The sequence below is a fragment of the Pseudomonas sp. PICF6 genome (assembly GCF_009831705.1).
Lineage (GTDB): Bacteria > Pseudomonadota > Gammaproteobacteria > Pseudomonadales > Pseudomonadaceae > Aquipseudomonas > Aquipseudomonas rhizophila.
This window is the reverse complement of the sequence record NZ_WUUD01000022.1, coordinates 181216-203561: the sequence shown is the minus strand read 5'-3', so window position 1 is coordinate 203561 and position 22346 is coordinate 181216. Positions and strand designations below refer to the sequence as shown.

Genomic DNA, 22346 nt, shown 5'->3' with positions numbered 1-22346 from the left:
ATGAGCGCTTTAACCTTGAAAGTCGCCGTCAGCCTGACGGGGCAAGCCCTTGCCGCAGGCCGTGAAATCAGCGCTGCACCGCTGACCATTGCGGTCCTGGACAGCGGCGGCCATCTGATTGCCTTGCAACGCGAAGACGGCGCGAGCCTGCTTCGCCCTCAGATCGCTTTCGGTAAGGCTTGGGGCGCCATCGCCCTGGGCAAGGGCTCACGCCTGCTCGCCCAGGACGCCCAACAACGCCCGGCCTTCTTCGCCGCGTTGAACGGCCTGGGGCAGGGCAGCGTCGTGCCGGTACCGGGAGGCGTGTTGATCAGGGACCAGGAGGGGCGCGTGCTGGGCGCCATCGGCATCAGTGGCGATACCTCGGATGTTGATGAGCAGGTTGCGATCAGGGCCGTGGAGGGAGTGGGGTTGATGGCGGATGCGGGGGTGGCTTGATGTATTGACTGACCTATTGCTATCGCGAGCAGGCTCGCTCCCACAGGTGGACTTGGGCGGACACAATATGTATGGGCACCGCAAATCCCCTGTGGGAGCGAGCCTACTCGCGATAGCAATCCAGCAGACACATCCAGCTAAAAGTTTGCCTCCTATCCAGGCATGCACAGATCTAGCCTTCTTCATGAGTCAATCATCAAAGGGGCAAGGAATGCCTGGTTCACCTGCTTCACATAGACTGCGCCTCGGTCGCTCCGCCGAATCCAGTCGGGTCTATTTACTGACCACCAACACATTTGGCCGCATACCAATTTTTAAGGACGTTATCCTGGGTAGATTGGTCGTTGAGCAATTTCGAAAAGCTCAGGAGCAAGGCTGGGCCGACTCATTGGCTTGGGTGGTCATGCCTGATCATTTCCATTGGTTGATCGAGTTGCGAAGGGGATCTTTGAGTGAGTTGATGCAAAGGATCAAATCATTGAGTACCAAAGCTGTAAATCTGCGCCTGGGTAATAAAGTCAGCCTTTGGCAGCAAGGATTTCATGACCGCGCACTGCGGCGGGAAGACGAGTTGATCATAATGGCGCGCTATGTCGTTGCTAACCCGTTGCGGGCAGGTCTCGTGAAGCGGCTTGGCGATTATCCGCTGTGGGATGCCATTTGGCTTTGACTCGAAATCGAGTTGCCGCTATCGCGAGCAGGCTCGCTCCCACAAGGGATTTAGGTCGCTCGCAGAATCTACATTCACAGCAGAACCCTGTAGGAGCGAGTCTGCGCGAGAAAGCCCGTTCCCACAGGGTTTATGTGATGGGCACAAAATGTCTGAACACAGAAAATCCCCTGTGGGAGCGAGCCTGCTCGCGATGGCCGCGGCACGGTTCTGAGCCTAGCGATCCACCTCACACCCCTTCAACACCAACCGAATAATCGTCTGCGCCGCCGCTTCATAATCCGCTTCGTCCAGTTTCGCCTTGCCGGTCACTGCGGAGATCTGCCAGTCGAAGTCGGCGTAGGTCTGGGTGGCCGCCCAGATGCTGAACATCAGGTGGTTGGGGTCGATGGGGGCGATCTGGCCGCGGTCGATCCAGGTCTGGATGCAGTCGATGTTGTGCCGGGCCTGGGCGTTGAGTTGTTCCACCAGGTCGGCACTCAGGTGTGGGGCGCCGTGCATGATTTCGCTGGCGAAGACTTTTGAGGCGAAGGGCAAGTCGCGGGAGATGCGGATCTTGGAGCGGATGTAGTGGCTCAGCACTTCGCCGGGCACGCCGTCGGCGTTGAACGGGGTCGAGGCCTGGAGGATTGGCTCGATGATACTTTCCAGCACCTCGCGGTAGAGGTTTTCCTTGGACTTGAAATAGTAGTAGACGTTGGGTTTTGGCAGGCCCGCCTTGGCCGCGATATCGCTGGTTTTGGTCGCCGCGAAGCCCTTGTCGGCAAACTCTTCGCTGGCGGCACGCAGGATCAGTTCTTTGTTGCGCTCGCGGATAGTGCTCATAAACCCAGGGGTTCCTTGCCTGTTCTGGCGGTTGCGCATGGTAGCACCGGCCTCGCGAAGCGCTCAAGAATGCCCCGCGGCCACGTCGGGCGCGCTATGCTGCGCAGCATTATTGTTCAAGGAGTTCCTCCATGGCCGGAAGCAGTTTGCTGTTACTGATCGACGATATCGCCACGGTGCTCGACGATGTTGCATTGATGACCAAGATGGCCGCCAAGAAAACCGCCGGCGTGCTCGGCGATGACCTGGCGCTCAATGCCCAGCAGGTGTCAGGCGTGCGTGCCGAGCGGGAAATACCGGTGGTCTGGGCGGTGGCCAAGGGGTCGTTCATCAACAAACTGATCCTGGTGCCGTCGGCGTTGGCCATCAGCGCTTTCGTGCCCTGGCTGGTGACGCCACTGCTGATGGTGGGGGGCGCCTACCTGTGCTTCGAAGGGTTCGAGAAACTGGCCCACAAGTTCCTTCACAGCAAGGCGCAAGACCAGGCCGAGCATGCGCAACTGGTCGAGGCCGTGGCGAATCCGGCGGTCGATCTGGTGGCCTTCGAAAAGGACAAGATCAAAGGTGCGATACGCACCGACTTCATCCTCTCGGCGGAAATCATCGCCATCACCCTCGGCACCGTCGCTGATGCACCGCTGACCCAGCAGGTGATCGTGCTGTCGGGTATCGCCATCGTCATGACCGTCGGCGTCTATGGTTTGGTGGCCGGGATCGTCAAGCTCGATGACCTGGGGTTGTGGCTGACGCAGAAGCCGGGGCAATGGGCCAAGAGCGTCGGTGGCGCCATCCTGCGCGCCGCGCCCTACATGATGAAAGGCCTGTCGGTGATCGGCACGGCGGCGATGTTCCTGGTGGGCGGCGGCATCCTGACCCATGGCGTGCCGGTGGTGCATCACTGGATCGAAGGTGTGACGGCCAGTGCTGGCGGCGCCGGGTTCATTGTGCCGTTGCTGCTTAATGCGGTGGCCGGGATTGTGGCGGGGGCGCTGGTGTTGGCGGGAGTGATGGTGGTTGGCAAGGTCTGGAAGGCGCTGAAAGGCTGACTCTGACAACACATGACAACTGTGGGAGCGAGCCTGCTCGCGATAGCGGTCTACCAACCAACATAAATGTTGGATGGCAGGCCCTCATCGCGAGCAGGCCCGCTCCCACAGTGGGTTTTGGGGTGGCCGGGAGTTACTCGGCAATCTGCAACTTGCGCGACTCGGTATACACGTAACGCACCTTCTCATATTCGAATGGCGAGTTCAGTTGGCCATAGCGGAAGCTGGTCTGGTGGCGCTTGTCCACGGCGCGCAGGAGCAGCAGTTCCGGGTGGTTGCCGCTGACTTCTGAAACGTTGAGGAAGTTGATCGCCGATTCAGCCGTGTAGTCCACCAGCAATCCCGAGGTATCGCGAAGGTTCGAAGGGCCGAAGATCGGCAGTACGAAATACGCGCCGCCGGGCACGCCATAGAAGCCCAGGGTCTGACCGAAGTCTTCGCTCTGGCGCGGCAGGCCCATGGCGGTGGCCGGGTCCCACAGGCCGGCGATGCCGACGGTGGTGTTGAGCAGCAGGCGTGCCGTGGTTTCCATCGAACGCTTGCCCTTGAATTGCAGCAGGCTGTTCATCAGGTTCGGCACGTCTCCCAGGTTATTGAAGAAGTTGCTCACCCCGGTGCGCAGGAAGCCTGGCGTGATGTAACGGTAACCATCGACGACTGGCAGGAAGACCCACTGATCGAATCGATAATTGAAGTGGTAAACGCGGCGGTTCCAGGACTCCAGCGGGTCATAGACGTTCAGGGCGTTGAGGGTCGAGCGTTCGAACTCGCGCTGGTCCAGCCCGGGGTTGAACTTGAGCTTGCTCAACGGTTCCTTGAAACCGTCGGAGTCCACCACCACAGGCGCGTTGGCCTTGCTGTTATCGGCGTGGACCATGCCAGCACTCATTAACGCGGCGATAAGCAGGAGATATTTAGCCACGGAAGAACTCCAGCATGGCGTCGCTGTTGACGCGGTAGTTTAGGTTGCCGCAGTGGCCGCCCAATGGGTAAACCGTCAGGCGGTCGCCAAAGGTCTTGCGCAAGAAGCCCAGATCGCCCGGGCCGAGGATGACGTCGTCGGCGTTGTGCATGACGGCAATCTTCGGACTGTCGTGCAGGTAATCCTTGAGCGCATAAAGGCTGACCTGATCGATCAGTTGCAACAGGCTGCCGCCGTCGGTGCGCGCGCGCCACATCGGAATCACCTGCTCGGTGAGATAGCAGTCGAAATCGCATTGCAACGCGCGCTTGAGGAACGGCGTCAGGCTGGTGCTTTCGGTAATCGGGAATTTGGGCGGGATGATCAGGCCGCGACGGTTGATCAGGTCCGAGGTGAATGCAATATCGGCCGCCGAGAAGCGGAACGAAGTGCCGATCAGCATCGCCATCTGCTCGTTGGTCAGGTGCTGCTTGGACTGCTGGAAATCATAGAGCAGGGCATCGTTGAGATCGATGTAGCCTTTTTGCTGGAAATAACGAGTCAGCTTGTTGAGCACCAACTCATAAAAAGTGGTGGTGTTGTTGATGCCTTTGACCTCGGTCTGGACCAGTTTGTCCAGGTTGGTGATCGAGGTATAGAGGTTGACCGGCGGGTTGAGCAACAGCACTTTCTTGAAGTTGAAGCTGCGTCGGGTTTCGTCCAGATGGGCGACGAAAGCCGCGTCCAGGGCGCCGAGGCTGTAGCCGGTGAGGTAATACTCGGTCACGGGCAACTTGGGGTTTTGCGCGCGCACGGCCTGCATCACCCGGTACATGTCTTCGGCGTCTTCCTTGGTGATGCCGGGTGTGGCGAAGCGCGAAGCGGCACTCATGAAGTCAAAGCTGGTGGGCGACGACAGCTGCACCACGTGGTAACCCGCCTTGTAATAGAGGCGCTTGAGGTATTCGTTGAGGCTGCTGTCGTATCGCGCGCCGGTGCCGGCGATCAGGAAGATCAGCGGCGCGGGCTTGTCCTGGGTCGCCATGCGGTAGGTGAGGCTTTTCACCGGCCAGAAATTGTCTGGCAGGATGAACTCGCGTTCCGGGCGCAGGGTCAGGCTGTGGTCCGCCTGGTCGATATCTTCGATCGGGGGCAGTTCCGGGCGCAGGTCCGGCGGCGTGGTGGCGATGGTCGCCTCGAACGGGTTGGTCAAGGGGTAGCCATAGCTGGCGGCATCGATGTCCACCGCCAGCGCGGACGCACTCAGAATAAGGCCGCCGGCGAGGGCAGCGAAGCGCAAGGAATGGAGCATGACTGGATCCCTTAAAGGAAGATGCCGATTGAAGTTCGCAGGCTATGACCGCCGAAGTGAAGCCAAGTGCCATGATTGGCACAAAACAGGCACAAAACAGGCACAAACGGGGCGCGATAGTAGCGCGAAGATACACGTTCACGCGTGGTAGCGGCTAGTTATCTGGCGGTTTGCCGAATTCGGGCGTGACCGGCAGGAGAGCATTTTTGTTGGCCCGAATGGCGCAGGCAGGTAGCTGGCGTTCTGATGTCGTTTCTCGTTGCTTCAACGTCGCAGGCAGAGCAGGTTCCAGATCGGCGCAGGTTGATGATCAACGAGTCAGTACTCCACTGACGTTCGAACCGGTTTTGCAGGCGAGCGTGATGGGGGCGCTGTGCACCATAACAATACGTTGACGCCGCTCGGCATCCGTCGGGCGCAGCACTTTCGGGGAAGTAACGATGAGAATGCGACGACTCTTGGGCGCAGGTGCCGCACTGGTACTGGCGATCAGCTCCACACTGGCCAGCGCCGAAACCAAAACCCTGAGCATCGGTTATGTCGATGGCTGGTCCGACAGCGTCGCGACCACCCATGTGGCGGCCGAAGTCATCAAGCAGAAACTGGGCTATGACGTGAAGCTGCAAGCGGTTGCGACCGGGATCATGTGGCAAGGCGTAGCCACTGGCAAACTCGACGCGATGCTCTCGGCCTGGCTGCCGGTGACCCATGGCGACTACTGGACCAAGAACAAGGATCAGGTGGTCGACTACGGTCCGAACTTCAAGGATGCAAAAATCGGCCTGATCGTGCCGGAGTACGTCAAGGCCCAGTCCGTGGCCGACCTCAAGACCGATGACAGCTTCAAGAACCGCATTGTCGGTATCGACGCCGGTTCAGGTGTCATGATCAAGACCGAGCAGGCCATCAAGGATTACGACCTGACCGGGTATCAACTCAAGGCCAGTTCCGGCGCCGGCATGATTGCCGAGCTGACCCGTGCCGAGAAGAAAAAAGAATCCATCGCCGTCACCGGTTGGGTGCCGCACTGGATGTTCGCCAAGTGGAAACTGCGCTTCCTGGAAGACCCGAAAGGCGTTTACGGCGCGGCTGAAACCGTGAACAGCATCGGCAGCAAGGAGCTGGACACCAAGGCGCCGGAAGTGGTCGCGTTCCTGAAGAAGTTCCAGTGGAACTCGAAAGACGAAATCGGCGAGGTCATGCTGGCGATTCAGGAGGGCGCCAAGCCGGACGTCGCTGCCAAGGATTGGGTTGCCAAGCACCCGGACCGCGTGAAGGAGTGGACCGGCAAGTAATCCGCCCGGTTTAACATCCTCGAAACCGCATGACTTGGCGTCATGCGGTTTTTTTATGCCTGCGTTTTTTAGCCTCGCCCACGTCCTTATGGGAGCGAGCCTGCTCGCGATGACGACGGTACATTCGACAGGTGCACCCATAGACCCACCGCTATCGCGAGCAGGCTCGCTCCCACAAGGGGTAACGGTGCTCGTCATCAATCGATAAACGTCATGTCGTTCTAATACTAAGGTCGTCTGGAACCTGGCCTTCAGCCGCATAGAGTAGAGCTGTTCCAATTAAATCTGTGCTGCGAGGATAAAAACAATGAACGACAGCATTTACCTCTCGATTCAAAACAGCCCGCGCTTCAAGGAGCTGGTGAGAAAAAGAGAAAAGTTCGCCTGGATTCTCTCGGCGATCATGCTTGGGTTGTATTCAGGCTTCATTCTTCTGATTGCCTACGGGCCGCATGTTCTCGGGGCCAAGATTTCGCCCGAGTCCACCATTACCTGGGGTATCCCCATAGGTGTCGGCCTGATCGTCTCGGCCTTCATCCTGACCGGTATCTACGTGCGACGCGCCAACGGTGAGTTCGACGATCTGAACAATGCGATTCTCAAGGAGGCTCAGCAATGATCCGGCGTCTAATGGCTCTGTTGAGCATCGCAGCTTTCGCACCGGGGGCCTGGGCGGCTGAAGCCCTGACCGGTGCCGTGCAGAAACAACCGCTTAACGTTTCGGCCATTGTCATGTTCGTGGCTTTCGTTGGCGCGACCTTGTGCATTACCTACTGGGCGTCCAAGCGCAACAACTCGGCAGCCGACTACTATGCTGCGGGCGGGCGGATCACCGGTTTCCAGAACGGCCTGGCGATTGCCGGTGACTACATGTCGGCGGCGTCCTTCCTGGGGATTTCCGCGCTGGTGTTCACGTCTGGCTACGACGGTCTGATCTACTCCATCGGCTTTTTGGTCGGCTGGCCGATCATTCTGTTCCTGATCGCCGAGCGCCTGCGTAACCTGGGTAAATACACCTTTGCCGACGTGGCGTCCTACCGCCTGGGGCAAACCCAGATCCGCACCTTGTCTGCCAGCGGCTCGCTGGTCGTGGTGGCTTTCTACCTGATCGCGCAGATGGTGGGTGCCGGTAAGCTGATCCAGCTGCTGTTCGGCCTGGATTATCACGTTGCGGTGATTCTGGTCGGTATCCTGATGTGCCTCTACGTGCTGTTCGGCGGCATGCTGGCCACTACCTGGGTACAGATCATCAAGGCGGTGCTGTTGCTGTCGGGCGCTTCGTTCATGGCGCTGATGGTCATGAAGCACGTCAACTTCGACTTCAACATGCTGTTCTCCGAGGCGGTCAAGGTTCACGCCAAGGGTGAAGCGATCATGAGCCCTGGTGGCCTGGTCAAGGATCCGATCTCGGCGTTCTCCCTGGGTCTGGCGCTGATGTTCGGTACCGCTGGCCTGCCGCACATTCTGATGCGCTTCTTCACCGTGAGTGACGCCAAGGAAGCTCGCAAGAGCGTGCTGTACGCCACTGGCTTCATCGGTTACTTCTACATCCTGACCTTCATCATCGGCTTCGGCGCGATCCTGCTGGTCAGCACCAACCCGGCCTTCAAGGACGCGGCAGGTGCCTTGCTGGGTGGCAACAACATGGCGGCGGTGCACCTGGCTGACGCGGTGGGTGGCAGCATCTTCCTGGGCTTCATCTCGGCCGTAGCCTTTGCCACCATCCTGGCGGTAGTGGCGGGTCTGACCCTGGCCGGTGCCTCGGCGGTGTCCCATGACCTGTATGCCAGTGTCGTCAAGAAAGGCAAAGCCAACGAGAAGGATGAGATCCGCGTGTCGAAGATCACCACCATCGCCCTGGCGGTGCTGGCGATCGGCCTGGGCATCCTGTTCGAGAAGCAGAACATCGCGTTCATGGTGGGCCTGGCGTTCTCCATCGCGGCAAGCTGCAACTTCCCGGTACTGCTGCTTTCGATGTACTGGAAGAAGCTGACCACCCGTGGCGCCATGATCGGCGGCTGGCTGGGCCTGGTCAGTGCGGTGGGCCTGATGGTGCTCGGTCCGACCATCTGGGTGCAGATCCTGGGTCACGAGAAGGCGATCTTCCCGTATGAATACCCTGCGCTGTTCTCGATGGCCATTGCCTTCGTCGGCATCTGGTTCTTCTCCGTCACCGACAAGTCGGCTGAAGGTGTGAACGAGCGTGCACTGTTCTTCCCGCAGTTTGTGCGTTCGCAGACTGGCCTGGGGGCGAGTGGGGCGGTTAACCATTGATGTAGCGAGAAGTGCTTGAAGAAATACCCCGGTCGAGAGGCTGGGGTATTTTTTTGTGCCGGGTTTAAGGATGGCAGGGCTGCCGTCATCGCGAGCAAGCTCGCTCCCACAGGGGATTTTCAGTGAGTACAGGTTCTGTGTTCACAACAGGTCAACTGTGGGAGCGAGCTTGCTCGCGATGACGTCGGACCTGTCAATGCCGCTTCTGGATCAGATGAAAAGAGGCACAAACAAAACAGCCCCTGCTCTTATATAAGAAGCAGGGGCTGTTTCGGTGCAGCTCAAGACCTCATTGCAAGGCAGGTCTTACTTGCGGTCTTCCAGCTGGGTGATGTCACGCGACTCGTAGCCGGTGTACAACTGGCGCGGGCGGCCGATCTTGTACGGGCTGGAGAGCATTTCCTTCCAGTGGGAGATCCAGCCCACGGTCCGCGCCAGGGCGAAGATCACGGTGAACATGCTGGTTGGAATGCCGATCGCCTTGAGGATGATCCCCGAGTAGAAGTCGACGTTCGGGTACAGCGAGCGTTCGATGAAGTACGGGTCGGTCAGGGCGATCTCTTCCAGGCGCATGGCCAGTTCGAGTTGCGGATCGTTCTTGATCCCCAGTTCCTTGAGCACTTCGTCGCAGGTCTGCTTCATGACGGTGGCGCGCGGGTCGCGGTTCTTGTAGACCCGGTGACCGAAGCCCATCAGCTTGAACGGATCGTTCTTGTCCTTGGCCTTGGCGATGAACTTGTCGATGTTCGAGACATCGCCGATTTCATCGAGCATGGTCAATACCGCTTCGTTGGCACCGCCGTGGGCTGGGCCCCAGAGTGCGGCGATACCGGCGGCGATACAGGCGAACGGGTTGGCACCCGAGGAGCCGGCCAGGCGCACGGTGGACGTGGAGGCGTTCTGCTCGTGGTCGGCGTGGAGGATGAAGATCCGGTCCATGGCCTTGGCGAGCACCGGGCTGATCGGTTTGATCTCGCACGGGGTGTTGAACATCATATGCAGGAAGTTTTCTGCATAAGTCAGGTCGTTGCGCGGGTACATCATGGGCTGGCCCATGGAGTACTTGTAGACCATGGCTGCCAGGGTCGGCATCTTTGCCACCAGGCGGATCGCGGAGATTTCGCGATGCTGGGGGTTATTGATGTCCAGGGAGTCGTGGTAGAAGGCCGAGAGGGCGCCGACAACGCCGCACATGACGGCCATCGGGTGGGCATCGCGACGGAAGCCGTTGAAGAAGGTCTTCAACTGTTCGTGAACCATGGTGTGGTTCTTCACGGTGCTGACGAACTGGGCCTTTTGCTCTGCGGTTGGCAGCTCGCCGTTGAGCAGCAGGTAGCAGGTTTCCAGGTAGTCCGACTTTTCAGCCAGTTGTTCGATCGGGTAGCCGCGGTGCAGCAGGATGCCGTTGTCGCCGTCGATATAGGTGATTTTCGACTCGCACGAAGCGGTCGACATGAAACCCGGGTCAAAGGTGAAACGGCCCGTGGCCGTCAGGCCCCGTACGTCGATTACATCGGGACCAACGGTGCCGGTTAAAATGGGCAGCTCGACGGGGGCTGCGCCCTCGATGATCAACTGCGCTTTTTTGTCAGCCATGTGGCCTCCTATTAATGCTTGGAATCATCAGACAGACCCCCCACGCAGGGCCCGCACCACTATAGTGAGATAAATTCGAATGTCAATTTGCCTAAAGTCTTGCTCCAGAAGGCTTTAACCGGACTTTTTCCGCGAAATTGCCTGCCGTTTACGCCTTTTGCTTCATATGTGCAATGCGCTATTAGGGGAAGGTGAACGCGTTGTCATTAGTAGCCTAACTGTCTATACTCGGCCACCGACCGCCAGGGGCTTTTGGGCCTGCTTTCTTGGGGGTCGTCACTCCCTGGGTGGTGAGTACCTGACCAGTGCGCGCCCCAACAACTTTGCCCTGATTGTTAGGGGCTCTTCAGTGTGAAAAAAAGCCGTGAAAAGCCAACGACCTGTAAACCTAGACCTAAGGACCATCAAACTCCCAGTCACTGCTTACACGTCCATTCTTCACCGTATCTCCGGTGTCATTCTCTTCGTCAGCCTGGCCATCATGCTTTATGCATTGGACAAGTCGCTCGACTCGGAAGAAGGCTTCGGTCAGGTGAAAGCGTGTCTGACCAGTCCGCTAGCCAAGCTAGTGATTTGGGGCATCCTGTCCGCCTTGCTGTATCACCTGGTTGCCGGTGTGCGCCACTTGATCATGGACATGGGCATCGGTGAGACGCTGGAAGGCGGCAAGCTGGGCTCGAAAATCGTTATCGCCGTTTCCGTGGTGGTAATCGTTCTGGCAGGAGTCTGGATATGGTAACCAACGTCACGAACCTTTCCCGTTCGGGCCTCTATGACTGGATGGCGCAGCGTGTGTCTGCGGTCGTTCTCGCGGCTTACTTCATTTTCCTGATCGGATATGTCGTAGCAAACCCTGGCCTTGGCTATGCCCAATGGCACGAACTGTTCGCAAACAACTGGATGCGTATCTTCAGTCTGCTGTCGCTTGTCGCACTGGGCGCTCACGCCTGGGTCGGCATGTGGACCATCGCGACCGACTACCTGACGCCGATGGCGTTCGGCAAGTCGGCGACTGCCGTACGTTTCCTCTTCCAGGCAGTATGCGGCGTCGCGATGTTTGCGTACTTCGTCTGGGGTGTGCAGATTCTTTGGGGTATCTGATTCATGGCTAACATTCCTACGATTTCTTTCGACGCCATCATTATTGGTGGCGGCGGTGCCGGCATGCGCGCTGCGCTGCAACTGGCACAGGGCGGTCACAAGACTGCCGTGATCACCAAGGTTTTCCCGACCCGTTCGCACACTGTTTCCGCCCAGGGCGGCATCACCTGTGCCATCGCTTCGGCTGACCCGAACGATGACTGGCGCTGGCACATGTACGATACCGTCAAGGGTTCCGACTACATCGGTGACCAGGACGCTATCGAATACATGTGTCAGGAAGGTCCGGCTGCGGTTTTCGAACTGGACCACATGGGCCTGCCGTTCTCGCGTACCGAAACCGGCCGTATCTACCAGCGTCCGTTCGGCGGTCAGTCCAAGGACTACGGCAAGGGCGGCCAGGCTGCGCGTACTTGCGCGGCGTCCGACCGTACCGGTCACGCACTGCTGCACACCCTTTATCAGGGCAACCTGAAAGCCGGTACCACGTTCCTGAACGAGTACTACGCCGTTGACCTGGTGAAAAACCAGGATGGCGCTTTCGTCGGGGTGATCGCGATCTGCATCGAAACCGGCGAAACCACCTACATCCGCGCCAAGGCTACCGTGTTGGCGACTGGCGGTGCCGGCCGTATCTACGCGTCCACCACCAACGCCCTGATCAACACCGGTGACGGTGTCGGCATGGCGCTGCGTGCTGGCGTGCCGGTACAAGACATCGAAATGTGGCAGTTCCACCCGACCGGCATCGCCGGCGCCGGTGTACTGGTCACCGAAGGTTGCCGCGGTGAAGGCGGTTACCTGATCAACAAGCACGGCGAGCGTTTCATGGAGCGTTATGCTCCGAACGCCAAAGACCTTGCCGGTCGCGACGTAGTTGCCCGTTCGATGGTGAAAGAAATCATCGCCGGCAACGGTTGCGGTCCGAATGGCGACCACGTGATGCTCAAGCTCGACCACCTGGGCGAGGAAGTGCTGCACAGCCGTCTGCCAGGCATTTGCGAACTGTCGAAGACCTTCGCTCACGTCGACCCTGTCGTTGCGCCGGTTCCAGTAGTTCCAACCTGCCACTATATGATGGGCGGCGTTGCCACCAACATTCACGGCCAGGCGATCACCCAGAACGCCGAAGGCGTGGACGAAATCATCCCTGGCCTGTTCGCAGTGGGTGAAGTGGCTTGCGTATCGGTTCACGGTGCCAACCGTCTGGGCGGCAACTCGCTGCTCGACCTGGTGGTATTCGGTCGCGCTGCCGGCCTGCACCTGGAAAAAGCGCTGACCGAGGGTATCGAGTATGACGATGCCACCGACGCCAACATCGAAGCCGCCCTGGCGCGTCTGTCCGCTCTGAATGAGCGTACCGAAGGCGAAGACGTGGCGACCCTGCGTCGCGAGCTGCAAAACTGCATGCAAAACTACTTCGGTGTGTTCCGTACCGGCGAGTACATGCAGAAGGGTATCGCTCAGCTGGCTCAATTGCGTGAACGAATCGCCAACGTGAAGATCAACGATAAGTCGCAGGCGTTTAACACCGCACGTATCGAAGCGCTGGAACTGCAGAACCTGCTGGAAGTGGCCGAAGCCACCGCCATCGCGGCAGAAGTGCGCAAAGAGTCCCGTGGTGCCCATGCCCGCGAAGACTTTGAAGACCGTGATGACGAAAACTGGTTGTGCCACACCTTGTTCTTCCCGGGTGAAAAACGTGTCGCCAAGCGTGCGGTGAACTTCTCGCCGAAGACCGTTCCGACGTTTGAACCCAAGATCCGGACTTACTAAGGGTGGCCGCCATGTTGCAAGTCAGTGTTTATCGCTACAACCCTGATCAGGACGCCGCGCCGTTCATGCAGGATTTCCAGGTCGATACCGGTGGTAAAGACCTGATGGTGCTGGACGTGCTGGCCCTGATCAAAGAGCAGGACGAAGGTTTTTCCTACCGTCGTTCCTGCCGCGAGGGCGTTTGCGGCTCCGACGGCATGAACATCAACGGCAAGAACGGCCTGGCGTGCATCACGCCGCTGTCCGCCGTGGTCAAGGGCAACAAGCTGATCGTTCGTCCGCTGCCAGGTTTGCCGGTTATTCGTGACCTGGTCGTCGATATGAGCATCTTCTACAAGCAATACGAGAAGGTGAAGCCATTCCTGCAGAACGATTCGCCGGCTCCGGCCATCGAACGTCTGCAGTCCCCGGAAGAGCGTGAAAAGCTCGACGGTCTGTACGAGTGCATCCTGTGCGCCTGCTGCTCGACCTCGTGCCCATCCTTCTGGTGGAACCCGGACAAATTCCTGGGCCCGGCCGCTCTGCTGCAAGCGTATCGCTTCCTGGCAGACAGCCGCGACACCAAGACGTCCGAGCGTCTGGCTGCACTGGATGACCCGTTCAGCGTATTCCGCTGCCGCGGGATCATGAACTGCGTCAACGTCTGCCCGAAAGGCCTGAACCCGACTAAGGCCATCGGTCACGTACGTAACATGCTGCTGCAAAGCGGCGTGTGATTCAGCTGCTGTACCCGTAGAACCGCTGTACCCGTACAGGTCGGGGCGTGGGCTTCAACCCGCGTCCTGGCTATAACCAGAACCGCCGCTCACAAAGCGGCAGTTCTTATTTTGAAGAAATGAGACAAGCAGGGGCATCCGGGCTGGTACCCGGACTATCAGCGTGATCCTAAGTGGCTTGTTTTGGTCGCTGCATTCGGACTTCTGCAAGTTTGCTCGGTGTTTTCGCCGATGGTGTTCCCCAAATCGAGGGTGACCAAGCATGCAAGAAAGCGTGATGCAGCGCATGTGGAACAGTGCCCACCTCTCCGGTGGTAACGCTGCCTATGTGGAAGAGCTCTACGAGCTCTACCTGCACGACCCTAACGCTGTGCCAGAAGAGTGGCGCACCTACTTTCAGAAGTTGCCGGCTGACGGTAACTCTGCCACTGATGTTTCGCACTCGACAATTCGCGATCATTTCGTGCTGCTGGCAAAGAACCAGCGCCGCGCTCAACCGGTGTCTGCCGGCAGCGTGAGCAGTGAGCACGAGAAGAAGCAAGTTGAAGTGCTGCGACTGATCCAGGCCTACCGGATGCGCGGCCACCAGGCAGCCCAGCTGGACCCGCTGGGGCTGTGGCAGCGTCCTGCACCTGCAGACCTGTCGATCACTCATTACGGCTTGACCAATGCCGATCTTGATACGACCTTCCGTGCCGGCGACCTGTTCATCGGCAAAGAGGAAGCGAGCCTACGCGAAATTCACGAAGCGTTGCAGCAGACATATTGCCGCACCATCGGTGCCGAATTTACGCACATCGTCGATTCCGAGCAGCGCCAGTGGTTCCAGCAGCGTCTGGAAAGCGTTCGTGGCCGTCCGACCTTCTCCGCTGACGTCAAGAGCCACTTGCTCGAGCGCGTCACTGCCGCCGAAGGCCTGGAAAAGTACCTGGGCACCAAATACCCGGGCACCAAGCGTTTCGGCCTGGAAGGTGGCGAAAGCCTGATCCCGCTGCTGGACGAACTGATCCAGCGCTCCGGTTCCTACGGCACCAAGGAAGTCGTCATCGGCATGGCCCACCGCGGCCGTCTGAACGTGCTGGTCAACACCTTCGGCAAGAACCCGCGCGAGCTGTTCGACGAGTTCGAAGGCAAGAAGAAGGTCGAGCTGGGCTCCGGTGACGTCAAGTATCACCAGGGTTTCTCGTCCAACGTGATGACCACCGGTGGCGAAGTTCACCTGGCGATGGCCTTCAACCCGTCCCACCTGGAAATCGTTTCTCCGGTGGTCGAGGGTTCGGTCCGTGCCCGTCAGGATCGTCGCAACGACCCGACTGGCGAAAAAGTCCTGCCGATTTCCATCCACGGTGACGCTGCATTCGCAGGTCAGGGCGTGGTCATGGAAACCTTCCAGATGTCGCAGACTCGCGGCTTCAAGACCGGCGGTACCATTCACCTGGTGATCAACAACCAGGTCGGCTTCACCATCAGCAACCCGGAAGACTCGCGTTCCACCGAGTACTGCACTGACGTTGCGAAGATGATCCAGGCGCCGATTCTCCATGTGAATGGCGATGACCCGGAAGCCGTGCTGTTCGTGACCCAGTTGGCCATCGACTACCGCATGCAGTACAAGCGTGACGTGGTGATCGACCTGGTCTGCTACCGTCGTCGCGGCCACAACGAGGCCGACGAGCCAAGCGGCACCCAGCCTCTGATGTACCAGCAGATCGCCAAGCAGCGCACCACCCGTGAGCTGTATGCCGAGCGCCTGACCCAGAGCGGTGTGCTGGACGCTGAGCGCGTCCAGGAAAAAGTCGATGAATATCGCAATGCCCTGGACAATGGCCTGCATGTTGTAAAAAGCCTGGTCAAAGAGCCGAACAAAGAGCTGTTCGTCGACTGGCGCCCGTATCTGGGTCATGCCTGGACCGCTCGTCACGACACTCGTTTTGATCTCAAGACCTTGCAGGAACTGTCCGCCAAGCTGCTGGAAATTCCGGAAGGCTTCGTGGTTCAGCGTCAGGTCGCGAAAATCTACGAAGACCGGCAGAAGATGCAAGCCGGCGGCCTGCCGATCAACTGGGGTTATGCCGAAACCATGGCATACGCGACCCTGGCGTTCGAAGGTCACCCTGTGCGCATCACCGGCCAGGACGTAGGCCGCGGCACTTTCTCGCACCGTCACGCGGCGTTGCACAACCAGAAAGACGCCAGCACCTACATCCCGCTGCAACACCTGTACAAAGGCCAGCCACGTTTCGACCTGTACGACTCGCTGCTGTCCGAGGAAGCCGTCCTGGCGTTCGAATATGGCTACTCCACCACCGAGCCGAATGCGCTGGTGATCTGGGAAGCCCAGTTCGGCGACTTCGCCAACGGTGCCCAGGTGGTTGTCGACCAGTTCATCACCAGCGGCGAGCACAAGTGGGGCCGTCTCTGCGGTCTGACCATGCTGTTGCCACACGGTTATGAAGGGCAGGGGCCGGAGCACTCTTCGGCACGTCTGGAGCGTTACCTGCAGCTGTGCGCCGAGCACAACATCCAGGTGTGCGTACCGACGACCCCGGCTCAGATCTACCACTTGCTGCGCCGTCAGGTGATTCGCCCGCTGCGCAAGCCGCTTGTAGTGCTGACACCGAAGTCATTGCTGCGTCACAAGCTGGCGATCTCGACTCTGGAAGATCTGGCCGAAGGCTCGTTCCAGACCGTTATCCCGGAAATCGACGCTCAGGATCCGGCCAACGTCGGTCGCGTGGTTCTGTGCAGCGGCAAGGTCTATTACGACTTGCTGGAAAAACGCCGTGCCGAAGGCCGTGACGATATCGCCATCGTGCGTCTCGAGCAGCTGTACCCGTTCCCGGAGGACGACCTGGTCGAAATCCTGGCTCCGTACAAAAACCTGAAGCACATCGTCTGGTGCCAGGAAGAGCCGATGAACCAGGGTGCGTGGTACTGCAGTCAACATCACATGCGCCGCATCATCAGCGCTCACGACAAGTCGCTCGTACTTGAGTACGCCGGCCGTGACGCTTCTGCTGCACCTGCTTGTGGTTATGCATCGATGCACGCCGAGCAGCAGGAACAACTGCTGCAAGATGCCTTTACCGTTTAATGCCTTCGCGCACCTGAAACCGAATTTAAGGAACCACAGATAATGGCTATCGAGATCAAAGCCCCCACTTTCCCGGAATCGGTTGCCGATGGCACGATTGCCACCTGGCACAAAAAACCGGGCGACGCGGTCAAGCGCGACGAACTGATCGTCGACATCGAAACCGACAAAGTTGTCCTGGAAGTGTTGGCCGAAGCTGACGGCGTCCTGGGCGCCATCGTCAAGAACGAAGGCGACACCGTTCTGTCGGCCGAAGTGCTGGGCTCCATCGAAGCGGGCGGCGCTGCTGCCGCTGCTCCGGCTGCTGCTGCCGCACCGGCCGCCGCTCAGGCTGCTGCTCCTGCCGCTGGCGGCGAAGACGATCCAGTCGCCGCTCCCGCTGCTCGCAAGCTGGCTGAAGAGAATGGCATCAACATCGCTTCCGTTGCCGGCACCGGCAAGGGTGGTCGTGTGACCAAGGAAGACGTGGTTGCCGCGGTTGCCGCCAAGAAAGCCGCTCCGGCCGCTGCGCCAGCCAAGGCTGCCGCGCCTGCCGCTGCCGCTCCGGTTTTCGCTGCCGGTGATCGCGTTGAAAAACGCGTTCCGATGACCCGCCTGCGCGCCAAGGTTGCCGAGCGTCTGGTTGAAGCCCAGTCGAACATGGCGATGCTGACCACCTTCAACGAAGTCGACATGACCGAAGTCATGGCCCTGCGTTCGAAGTACAAGGACCTGTTCGAGAAGAGCCACAACGGCGTACGCCTGGGCTTCATGTCGTTCTTCGTCAAGGCTGCCACTGAAGCACTCAAGCGCTTCCCGGCCGTCAACGCGTCGATCGACGGTTCCGACATCGTTTACCACGGTTACGCCGACATCGGTGTCGCGGTCTCCAGCGACCGTGGCCTGGTGGTTCCGGTCCTGCGTAACGCCGAACTGATGAGCCTGGCTGAAATCGAAGGCGGCATCGCCACCTTCGGCAAGAAAGCCCGTGACGGCAAGCTGTCCATCGAAGAGATGACCGGCGGTACGTTCACCATCACCAACGGTGGTACATTCGGTTCGATGATGTCGACCCCGATCGTCAACCCGCCACAAGCGGCGATCCTGGGCATGCACAACATCCTGCAACGCCCGATGGCGATCAATGGTCAGGTCGTGATTCGTCCGATGATGTACCTGGCATTGTCCTACGATCACCGTCTGATCGACGGTAAAGAAGCCGTGACTTTCCTGGTAACCATCAAGAACCTGCTTGAAGATCCGGCTCGTCTGCTGCTGGATATCTGATTCGCCGCAAGGGCCGGTCGGTTGACCGGCCTCTTGCTGAAATAACCGGTTTCGTCCCACGACGGTCTCCACAAGTGACCGTCCGGTTTGATTCGAGAAGGAATGACTCATGACTCAGAAATTCGACGTGGTAGTGATTGGTGCGGGCCCTGGCGGCTACGTAGCGGCCATCAAGGCTGCGCAACTGGGCCTCACCACTGCCTGCATCGAGAAATACACCGACAAGGAGGGCAAACTGGCCCTCGGCGGTACTTGCCTGAACGTCGGTTGCATTCCGTCCAAGGCGCTGCTGGACAGCTCCTGGAAGTTCCATGAAGCGCAGGATGGCTTGGCCATCCACGGCATTGGCGGTGTCAACCGCGAAAACGTCACCATTGACGTACCTGCCATGGTTGGCCGCAAGGCCAACATCGTCAAAGGCCTGACCTCTGGCGTTGCCACCCTGTTCAAGGCCAATGGCGTGACCTCGATCCAGGGCCACGGCAAGCTGCTGATGGGCAAGAAGGTCGAAGTGACCAAGCCAGACGGCTCGGTTGAAGTGATCGAAGCCGAGAACGTCATCCTGGCACCGGGCTCGCGTCCGATCGACATTCCGCCGGCTCCGGTGGACCAGAACGTGATCGTCGATTCGACCGGCGCTCTGGAGTTCCAATCCGTACCAAAACGCCTGGGCGTGATCGGCGCGGGTGTTATCGGTCTGGAGCTGGGTTCGGTCTGGTCGCGCCTGGGCGCGCAAGTAACCGTCCTCGAAGCACTGGACACCTTCCTGATGGCCGCCGACACCGCGGTTTCCAAGGAAGCGCTGAAAACCCTGACCAAGCAAGGCCTGGACATCAAGCTGGGCGCTCGCGTGACCGGCTCCAAGGTCAACGGCGAAGAAGTCGTGGTGAACTACACCGACGCCAACGGCGAACAGACCATCACTTTCGACAAACTGATCGTTGCGGTTGGCCGTCGCCCAGTGACCACTGACCTGCTGTCCGCCGATTGCGGCGTGACCCTCGATGAGCGCGGCTTCATCGCGGTTGACGAGCAATGCGCAACCGACGTTCCGGGTGTCTACGCCATCGGTGACGTGGTACGCGGCATGATGCTGGCGCACAAAGCGTCCGAGGAAGGCATCATGGTGGTCGAGCGCATCAAGGGCCACAAAGCCCAGATCAACTACGACCTGATCCCGTCGGTTATCTACACCCACCCGGAAATCGCATGGGTCGGCAAGACCGAGCAAACCTTGAAAAACGAAGGTGTTGAAGTTAACGTCGGCACCTTCCCGTTCGCAGCCTCCGGCCGTGCCATGGCAGCCAACGATACCGGTGGTTTCGTGAAAGTCATCGCTGATGCCAAGACGGATCGCGTATTGGGCGTTCACGTGATTGGCCCAAGCGCTGCCGAGCTGGTACAGCAAGGCGCGATCGGCATGGAATTCGGCACCAGCGCTGAAGATCTGGGCATGATGGTCTTCTCCCATCCGACCCTGTCCGAAGCCTTGCACGAAGCGGCCCTGGCCGTAAATGGCGGTGCCATCCACGTGGCCAACCGCAAAAAGCGTTAATAGACAATAAGAAACCACGGCGGTATGGCCCGTCGTGAGCCTTGCGAGCAAGACTCACCGCGGAATATCCGCTGGACGCAGCCTTGCGTAGCGGCACCGGTCAACCGGAACGCTACGCAAGCAGCAGTCACAGGTGGTGCGGCACCATAACGGTGCAGCACCGAATGCGCAGTACCTAACGAAGACGGTAATAAGCATGAATCTTCACGAGTATCAGGGTAAGCAGCTGTTCGCTGAGTACGGCCTGCCAGTATCCACCGGCTACGCGGTAGACACCCCGGAAGCGGCAGCAGAAGCTTGCGACAAAATCGGCGGCAGCGAATGGGTTGTCAAAGCCCAGGTTCACGCCGGTGGTCGCGGTAAAGCGGGCGGCGTCAAGCTGGTTCGCAGCAAAGAAGACGCCAAAGCCTTCGCACAGCAGTGGCTGGGCAAGCGTCTGGTGACCTACCAGACTGACGCCAACGGTCAGCCAGTCACCAAGATCCTGGTTGAATCGTGCACTGATATCGCTAAAGAGCTGTACCTGGGCGCTGTCGTTGACCGTTCGAGCCGCCGTATCGTGTTCATGGCTTCCACCGAAGGTGGCGTGGACATCGAGAAAATCGCTCACGATACCCCTGAGAAAATCCTCAAGGCCACCATCGATCCACTGGTTGGCGCCCAGCCATTCCAGGGTCGCGAGCTGGCATTCCAGCTGGGCCTGGAAGGCAAGCAGGTCACTCAGTTCGCCAAGATCTTCGTAGGCCTGGCCAAGCTGTTCCAGGACCACGACCTGGCGCTGCTGGAAGTGAACCCGCTGGTGATCAAGGCCGACGGCGATCTGCACTGCCTCGATGCCAAGATCAACATCGACGCCAACGCCATGTACCGTCAGCCTAAGCTGAAGACTTTCCACGATCCGTCGCAAGACGATCCGCGCGAAGCGCACGCTGCCAAGTTCGAACTGAACTACGTGGCCCTGGAAGGCAACATCGGCTGCATGGTCAACGGTGCTGGCCTGGCCATGGGTACCATGGACATCGTCAACCTGCATGGCGGCAAGCCAGCCAACTTCCTCGACGTGGGCGGTGGTGCTACCAAGGAACGCGTAACCGAAGCGTTCAAGATCATCCTGTCCGACACTAACGTCGCTGCAGTACTGGTCAACATCTTCGGCGGCATCGTTCGTTGCGACATGATTGCCGAAGGCATCATCGGCGCCGTGAAAGAAGTCGGCGTGAAAATCCCGGTTGTTGTTCGCCTCGAAGGCAACAACGCTGAGCTGGGCGCTAAAGTACTGGCAGAAAGCGGTTTGAACATCATCGCTGCTACCAGCCTGACCGACGCTGCTCAACAAGTCGTTAAAGCTGCGGAGGGCAAATAATGAGCGTCCTGATCAATAAAGACACCAAGGTTATCTGCCAGGGTATTACCGGTTCGCAAGGTAGTTTCCACACCCAGCAAGCTCTGGAATACGGCACCAAGATGGTTGGTGGCGTAACGCCGGGCAAAGGCGGCACCGAACACCTGGGCCTGCCTGTCTTCAACACCGTCAAAGACGCTGTTGCTGCCACTGGCGCCACCGCCAGCGTGATCTACGTTCCAGCTCCTTTCTGCAAGGATTCCATCCTTGAAGCAGCGTTCGGCGGCATCAAGCTGATCGTCTGCATCACCGAAGGCATCCCGACCATCGACATGCTGGAAGCCAAGGTCAAGTGCGACGAGCTGGGTATCACCCTGATCGGTCCTAACTGCCCAGGCGTGATCACTCCAGGCGAATGCAAGATCGGCATCATGCCAGGTCACATTCACTTGCCAGGCAAGGTCGGTATCGTTTCCCGTTCCGGCACCCTGACTTACGAAGCCGTCAAGCAGACCACTGACGCCGGTTTCGGTCAGTCGACTTGCGTCGGCATCGGCGGTGACCCGATCCCGGGCTCCAACTTCATCGACATCCTGAAGCTGTTCCAGGAAGACCCGAAGACCGAAGCGATCGTCATGATCGGTGAGATCGGCGGTTCGGCTGAAGAAGAAGCGGCTGCCTACATCAAGGCTAACGTGACCAAGCCGGTTGTTTCCTACATCGCGGGTGTGACTGCTCCTCCGGGCAAGCGCATGGGCCATGCTGGTGCAATCATCTCTGGCGGCAAAGGCACTGCGGACGAGAAATTCGCCGCTCTGCAAGACGCAGGCGTGAAAACCGTGCGTTCGCTGGCAGACATCGGCAAGGCCCTGGCCGAGCTGACTGGCTGGGAAATGAAGAAGTAAGCTTCGGCTGACTTTTTTGTTCCAGCAACAAAGGCCACCTTCGGGTGGCCTTTGTCGTTTTCGGATGAGGGAATTGCAATCAGCAACCCATTTAGATGCAAAAACGCGACACGGAAATGTCGTGTATCGGATAGTTCGCCCTGTAACAGTGCGTTATTCGCACTAATTCGTTAGGCTAGCCGCCATTTTTGCGACTGTGGCTCACAAGGACGCGGTGCGCTAAACGGGTTGGTC

Annotated in this window: 19 protein-coding genes; 15 read left to right on the top strand and 4 right to left on the bottom strand. The window is 59.0% G+C overall.

What is annotated here, in order from left to right:
- Together GSM73_RS15285 and GSM73_RS15280 are read left to right on the top strand one after the other, a co-directional pair.
- Complete coding sequence (locus tag GSM73_RS15285; RefSeq protein ID WP_160893112.1) at positions 1-438, top strand: heme-binding protein; 438 nt, start codon at positions 1-3, stop codon at positions 436-438.
- Positions 439-649: 211 nt separating this feature from the next.
- Positions 650-1108, top strand: coding sequence for a transposase (locus tag GSM73_RS15280; RefSeq protein ID WP_160893110.1), 459 nt, complete (start codon positions 650-652; stop codon positions 1106-1108).
- 216 nt (positions 1109-1324) lie between these two features.
- Here GSM73_RS15280 and GSM73_RS15275 read toward each other — a convergent pair whose 3' ends face one another.
- A complete protein-coding gene (locus tag GSM73_RS15275; protein ID WP_047229604.1) occupies positions 1325-1933 on the bottom strand; it encodes a TetR/AcrR family transcriptional regulator in 609 nt (202 codons plus the stop codon).
- A gap of 131 nt (positions 1934-2064) precedes the next feature.
- Here GSM73_RS15275 and GSM73_RS15270 point away from each other — a divergent pair, with 131 nt between their 5' ends.
- Positions 2065-2979: a DUF808 domain-containing protein gene (locus GSM73_RS15270; RefSeq protein ID WP_160893108.1), complete on the top strand. Its 915-nt coding sequence runs from the start codon at positions 2065-2067 to the stop codon at positions 2977-2979.
- A 133-nt stretch (positions 2980-3112) separates the two neighbouring features.
- Here the strand turns inward: GSM73_RS15270 and GSM73_RS15265 are convergent, their stop codons facing one another.
- A complete protein-coding gene (locus tag GSM73_RS15265; protein ID WP_076383809.1) occupies positions 3113-3901 on the bottom strand; it encodes a VacJ family lipoprotein in 789 nt (262 codons plus the stop codon).
- Positions 3894-5192: a serine/threonine protein kinase gene (locus tag GSM73_RS15260; RefSeq protein WP_160893106.1), complete on the bottom strand. Its 1299-nt coding sequence runs from the start codon at positions 5190-5192 to the stop codon at positions 3894-3896. Before GSM73_RS15260 ends, GSM73_RS15265 begins: the two co-directional genes overlap by 8 nt.
- Positions 5193-5632: 440 nt before the next feature.
- Here GSM73_RS15260 and GSM73_RS15255 point away from each other — a divergent pair, with 440 nt between their 5' ends.
- The 3 genes from GSM73_RS15255 (at position 5633) to GSM73_RS15245 (ending at position 8761) form a co-directional block, all read left to right on the top strand.
- Positions 5633-6487 (top strand): glycine betaine ABC transporter substrate-binding protein, encoded by an 855-nt coding sequence (locus tag GSM73_RS15255; protein WP_107321776.1) that lies wholly within the window; start codon positions 5633-5635, stop codon positions 6485-6487.
- A gap of 307 nt (positions 6488-6794) precedes the next feature.
- Entirely contained in the window at positions 6795-7106 is a 312-nt protein-coding gene (locus tag GSM73_RS15250) for a DUF485 domain-containing protein (protein ID WP_047229599.1), read from the top strand.
- A complete protein-coding gene (locus tag GSM73_RS15245; protein WP_047229598.1) occupies positions 7103-8761 on the top strand; it encodes a cation acetate symporter in 1659 nt (552 codons plus the stop codon). The genes GSM73_RS15250 and GSM73_RS15245 overlap by 4 nt, the downstream gene beginning before the upstream one ends.
- A 306-nt stretch (positions 8762-9067) precedes the next feature.
- Here GSM73_RS15245 and gltA read toward each other — a convergent pair whose 3' ends face one another.
- On the bottom strand, positions 9068-10357 hold the full coding sequence (gene gltA / locus GSM73_RS15240) for a citrate synthase (protein ID WP_003204440.1): 1290 nt from the start codon (positions 10355-10357) through the stop codon (positions 9068-9070).
- A 364-nt stretch (positions 10358-10721) separates the two neighbouring features.
- Here gltA and sdhC point away from each other — a divergent pair, with 364 nt between their 5' ends.
- The 9 genes from sdhC to sucD all read left to right on the top strand — a co-directional run bounded on the left by sdhC (position 10722) and on the right by sucD (position 22112).
- A complete protein-coding gene (gene sdhC / locus GSM73_RS15235; RefSeq protein ID WP_024780620.1) occupies positions 10722-11096 on the top strand; it encodes a succinate dehydrogenase, cytochrome b556 subunit in 375 nt (124 codons plus the stop codon).
- Positions 11090-11458, top strand: a complete 369-nt coding sequence (gene sdhD / locus GSM73_RS15230; RefSeq protein ID WP_047230490.1) for a succinate dehydrogenase, hydrophobic membrane anchor protein — start codon at positions 11090-11092, stop codon at positions 11456-11458. The genes sdhC and sdhD overlap by 7 nt, the downstream gene beginning before the upstream one ends.
- A gap of 3 nt (positions 11459-11461) precedes the next feature.
- Complete coding sequence (gene sdhA / locus GSM73_RS15225) at positions 11462-13234, top strand: succinate dehydrogenase flavoprotein subunit (protein ID WP_047230489.1); 1773 nt, start codon at positions 11462-11464, stop codon at positions 13232-13234.
- Between the two features lie 11 nt (positions 13235-13245).
- Positions 13246-13950 (top strand): succinate dehydrogenase iron-sulfur subunit, encoded by a 705-nt coding sequence (locus tag GSM73_RS15220; RefSeq protein ID WP_047230491.1) that lies wholly within the window; start codon positions 13246-13248, stop codon positions 13948-13950.
- A 262-nt stretch (positions 13951-14212) separates the two neighbouring features.
- Positions 14213-17044 carry a 2-oxoglutarate dehydrogenase E1 component gene (locus tag GSM73_RS15215; RefSeq protein WP_047230488.1) on the top strand — a complete coding sequence of 944 codons (2832 nt, stop codon included), beginning with the start codon at positions 14213-14215 and terminating at the stop codon, positions 17042-17044.
- A gap of 42 nt (positions 17045-17086) precedes the next feature.
- On the top strand, positions 17087-18310 hold the full coding sequence (gene odhB / locus GSM73_RS15210) for a 2-oxoglutarate dehydrogenase complex dihydrolipoyllysine-residue succinyltransferase (RefSeq protein WP_047230487.1): 1224 nt from the start codon (positions 17087-17089) through the stop codon (positions 18308-18310).
- A gap of 109 nt (positions 18311-18419) precedes the next feature.
- Positions 18420-19865, top strand: coding sequence for a dihydrolipoyl dehydrogenase (gene lpdA / locus GSM73_RS15205; protein ID WP_047230486.1), 1446 nt, complete (start codon positions 18420-18422; stop codon positions 19863-19865).
- Positions 19866-20061: 196 nt separating this feature from the next.
- Complete coding sequence (gene sucC / locus GSM73_RS15200) at positions 20062-21228, top strand: ADP-forming succinate--CoA ligase subunit beta (RefSeq protein WP_003179235.1); 1167 nt, start codon at positions 20062-20064, stop codon at positions 21226-21228.
- Positions 21228-22112 (top strand): succinate--CoA ligase subunit alpha, encoded by an 885-nt coding sequence (gene sucD / locus GSM73_RS15195; protein WP_014339581.1) that lies wholly within the window; start codon positions 21228-21230, stop codon positions 22110-22112. Before sucC ends, sucD begins: the two co-directional genes overlap by 1 nt.
- Positions 22113-22346 lie beyond the last annotated feature (234 nt).

Coding starts and splice junctions, on each gene's coding strand:
- gltA (WP_003204440.1), bottom strand. CDS start 10,357: ATGGCTGACAAAAAAGCGCAGTTGATCATCGAGGGCGCAGCCCCCGTC.
- GSM73_RS15280 (WP_160893110.1), top strand. CDS start 650: ATGCCTGGTTCACCTGCTTCACATAGACTGCGCCTCGGTCGCTCCGCC.
- odhB (WP_047230487.1), top strand. CDS start 17,087: ATGGCTATCGAGATCAAAGCCCCCACTTTCCCGGAATCGGTTGCCGAT.
- GSM73_RS15260 (WP_160893106.1), bottom strand. CDS start 5,192: ATGCTCCATTCCTTGCGCTTCGCTGCCCTCGCCGGCGGCCTTATTCTG.
- sdhD (WP_047230490.1), top strand. CDS start 11,090: ATGGTAACCAACGTCACGAACCTTTCCCGTTCGGGCCTCTATGACTGG.
- GSM73_RS15250 (WP_047229599.1), top strand. CDS start 6,795: ATGAACGACAGCATTTACCTCTCGATTCAAAACAGCCCGCGCTTCAAG.
- sdhA (WP_047230489.1), top strand. CDS start 11,462: ATGGCTAACATTCCTACGATTTCTTTCGACGCCATCATTATTGGTGGC.
- sucD (WP_014339581.1), top strand. CDS start 21,228: ATGAGCGTCCTGATCAATAAAGACACCAAGGTTATCTGCCAGGGTATT.
- GSM73_RS15245 (WP_047229598.1), top strand. CDS start 7,103: ATGATCCGGCGTCTAATGGCTCTGTTGAGCATCGCAGCTTTCGCACCG.
- sucC (WP_003179235.1), top strand. CDS start 20,062: ATGAATCTTCACGAGTATCAGGGTAAGCAGCTGTTCGCTGAGTACGGC.
- GSM73_RS15215 (WP_047230488.1), top strand. CDS start 14,213: ATGCAAGAAAGCGTGATGCAGCGCATGTGGAACAGTGCCCACCTCTCC.
- GSM73_RS15220 (WP_047230491.1), top strand. CDS start 13,246: ATGTTGCAAGTCAGTGTTTATCGCTACAACCCTGATCAGGACGCCGCG.
- GSM73_RS15275 (WP_047229604.1), bottom strand. CDS start 1,933: ATGAGCACTATCCGCGAGCGCAACAAAGAACTGATCCTGCGTGCCGCC.
- GSM73_RS15270 (WP_160893108.1), top strand. CDS start 2,065: ATGGCCGGAAGCAGTTTGCTGTTACTGATCGACGATATCGCCACGGTG.
- lpdA (WP_047230486.1), top strand. CDS start 18,420: ATGACTCAGAAATTCGACGTGGTAGTGATTGGTGCGGGCCCTGGCGGC.
- GSM73_RS15255 (WP_107321776.1), top strand. CDS start 5,633: ATGAGAATGCGACGACTCTTGGGCGCAGGTGCCGCACTGGTACTGGCG.
- GSM73_RS15285 (WP_160893112.1), top strand. CDS start 1: ATGAGCGCTTTAACCTTGAAAGTCGCCGTCAGCCTGACGGGGCAAGCC.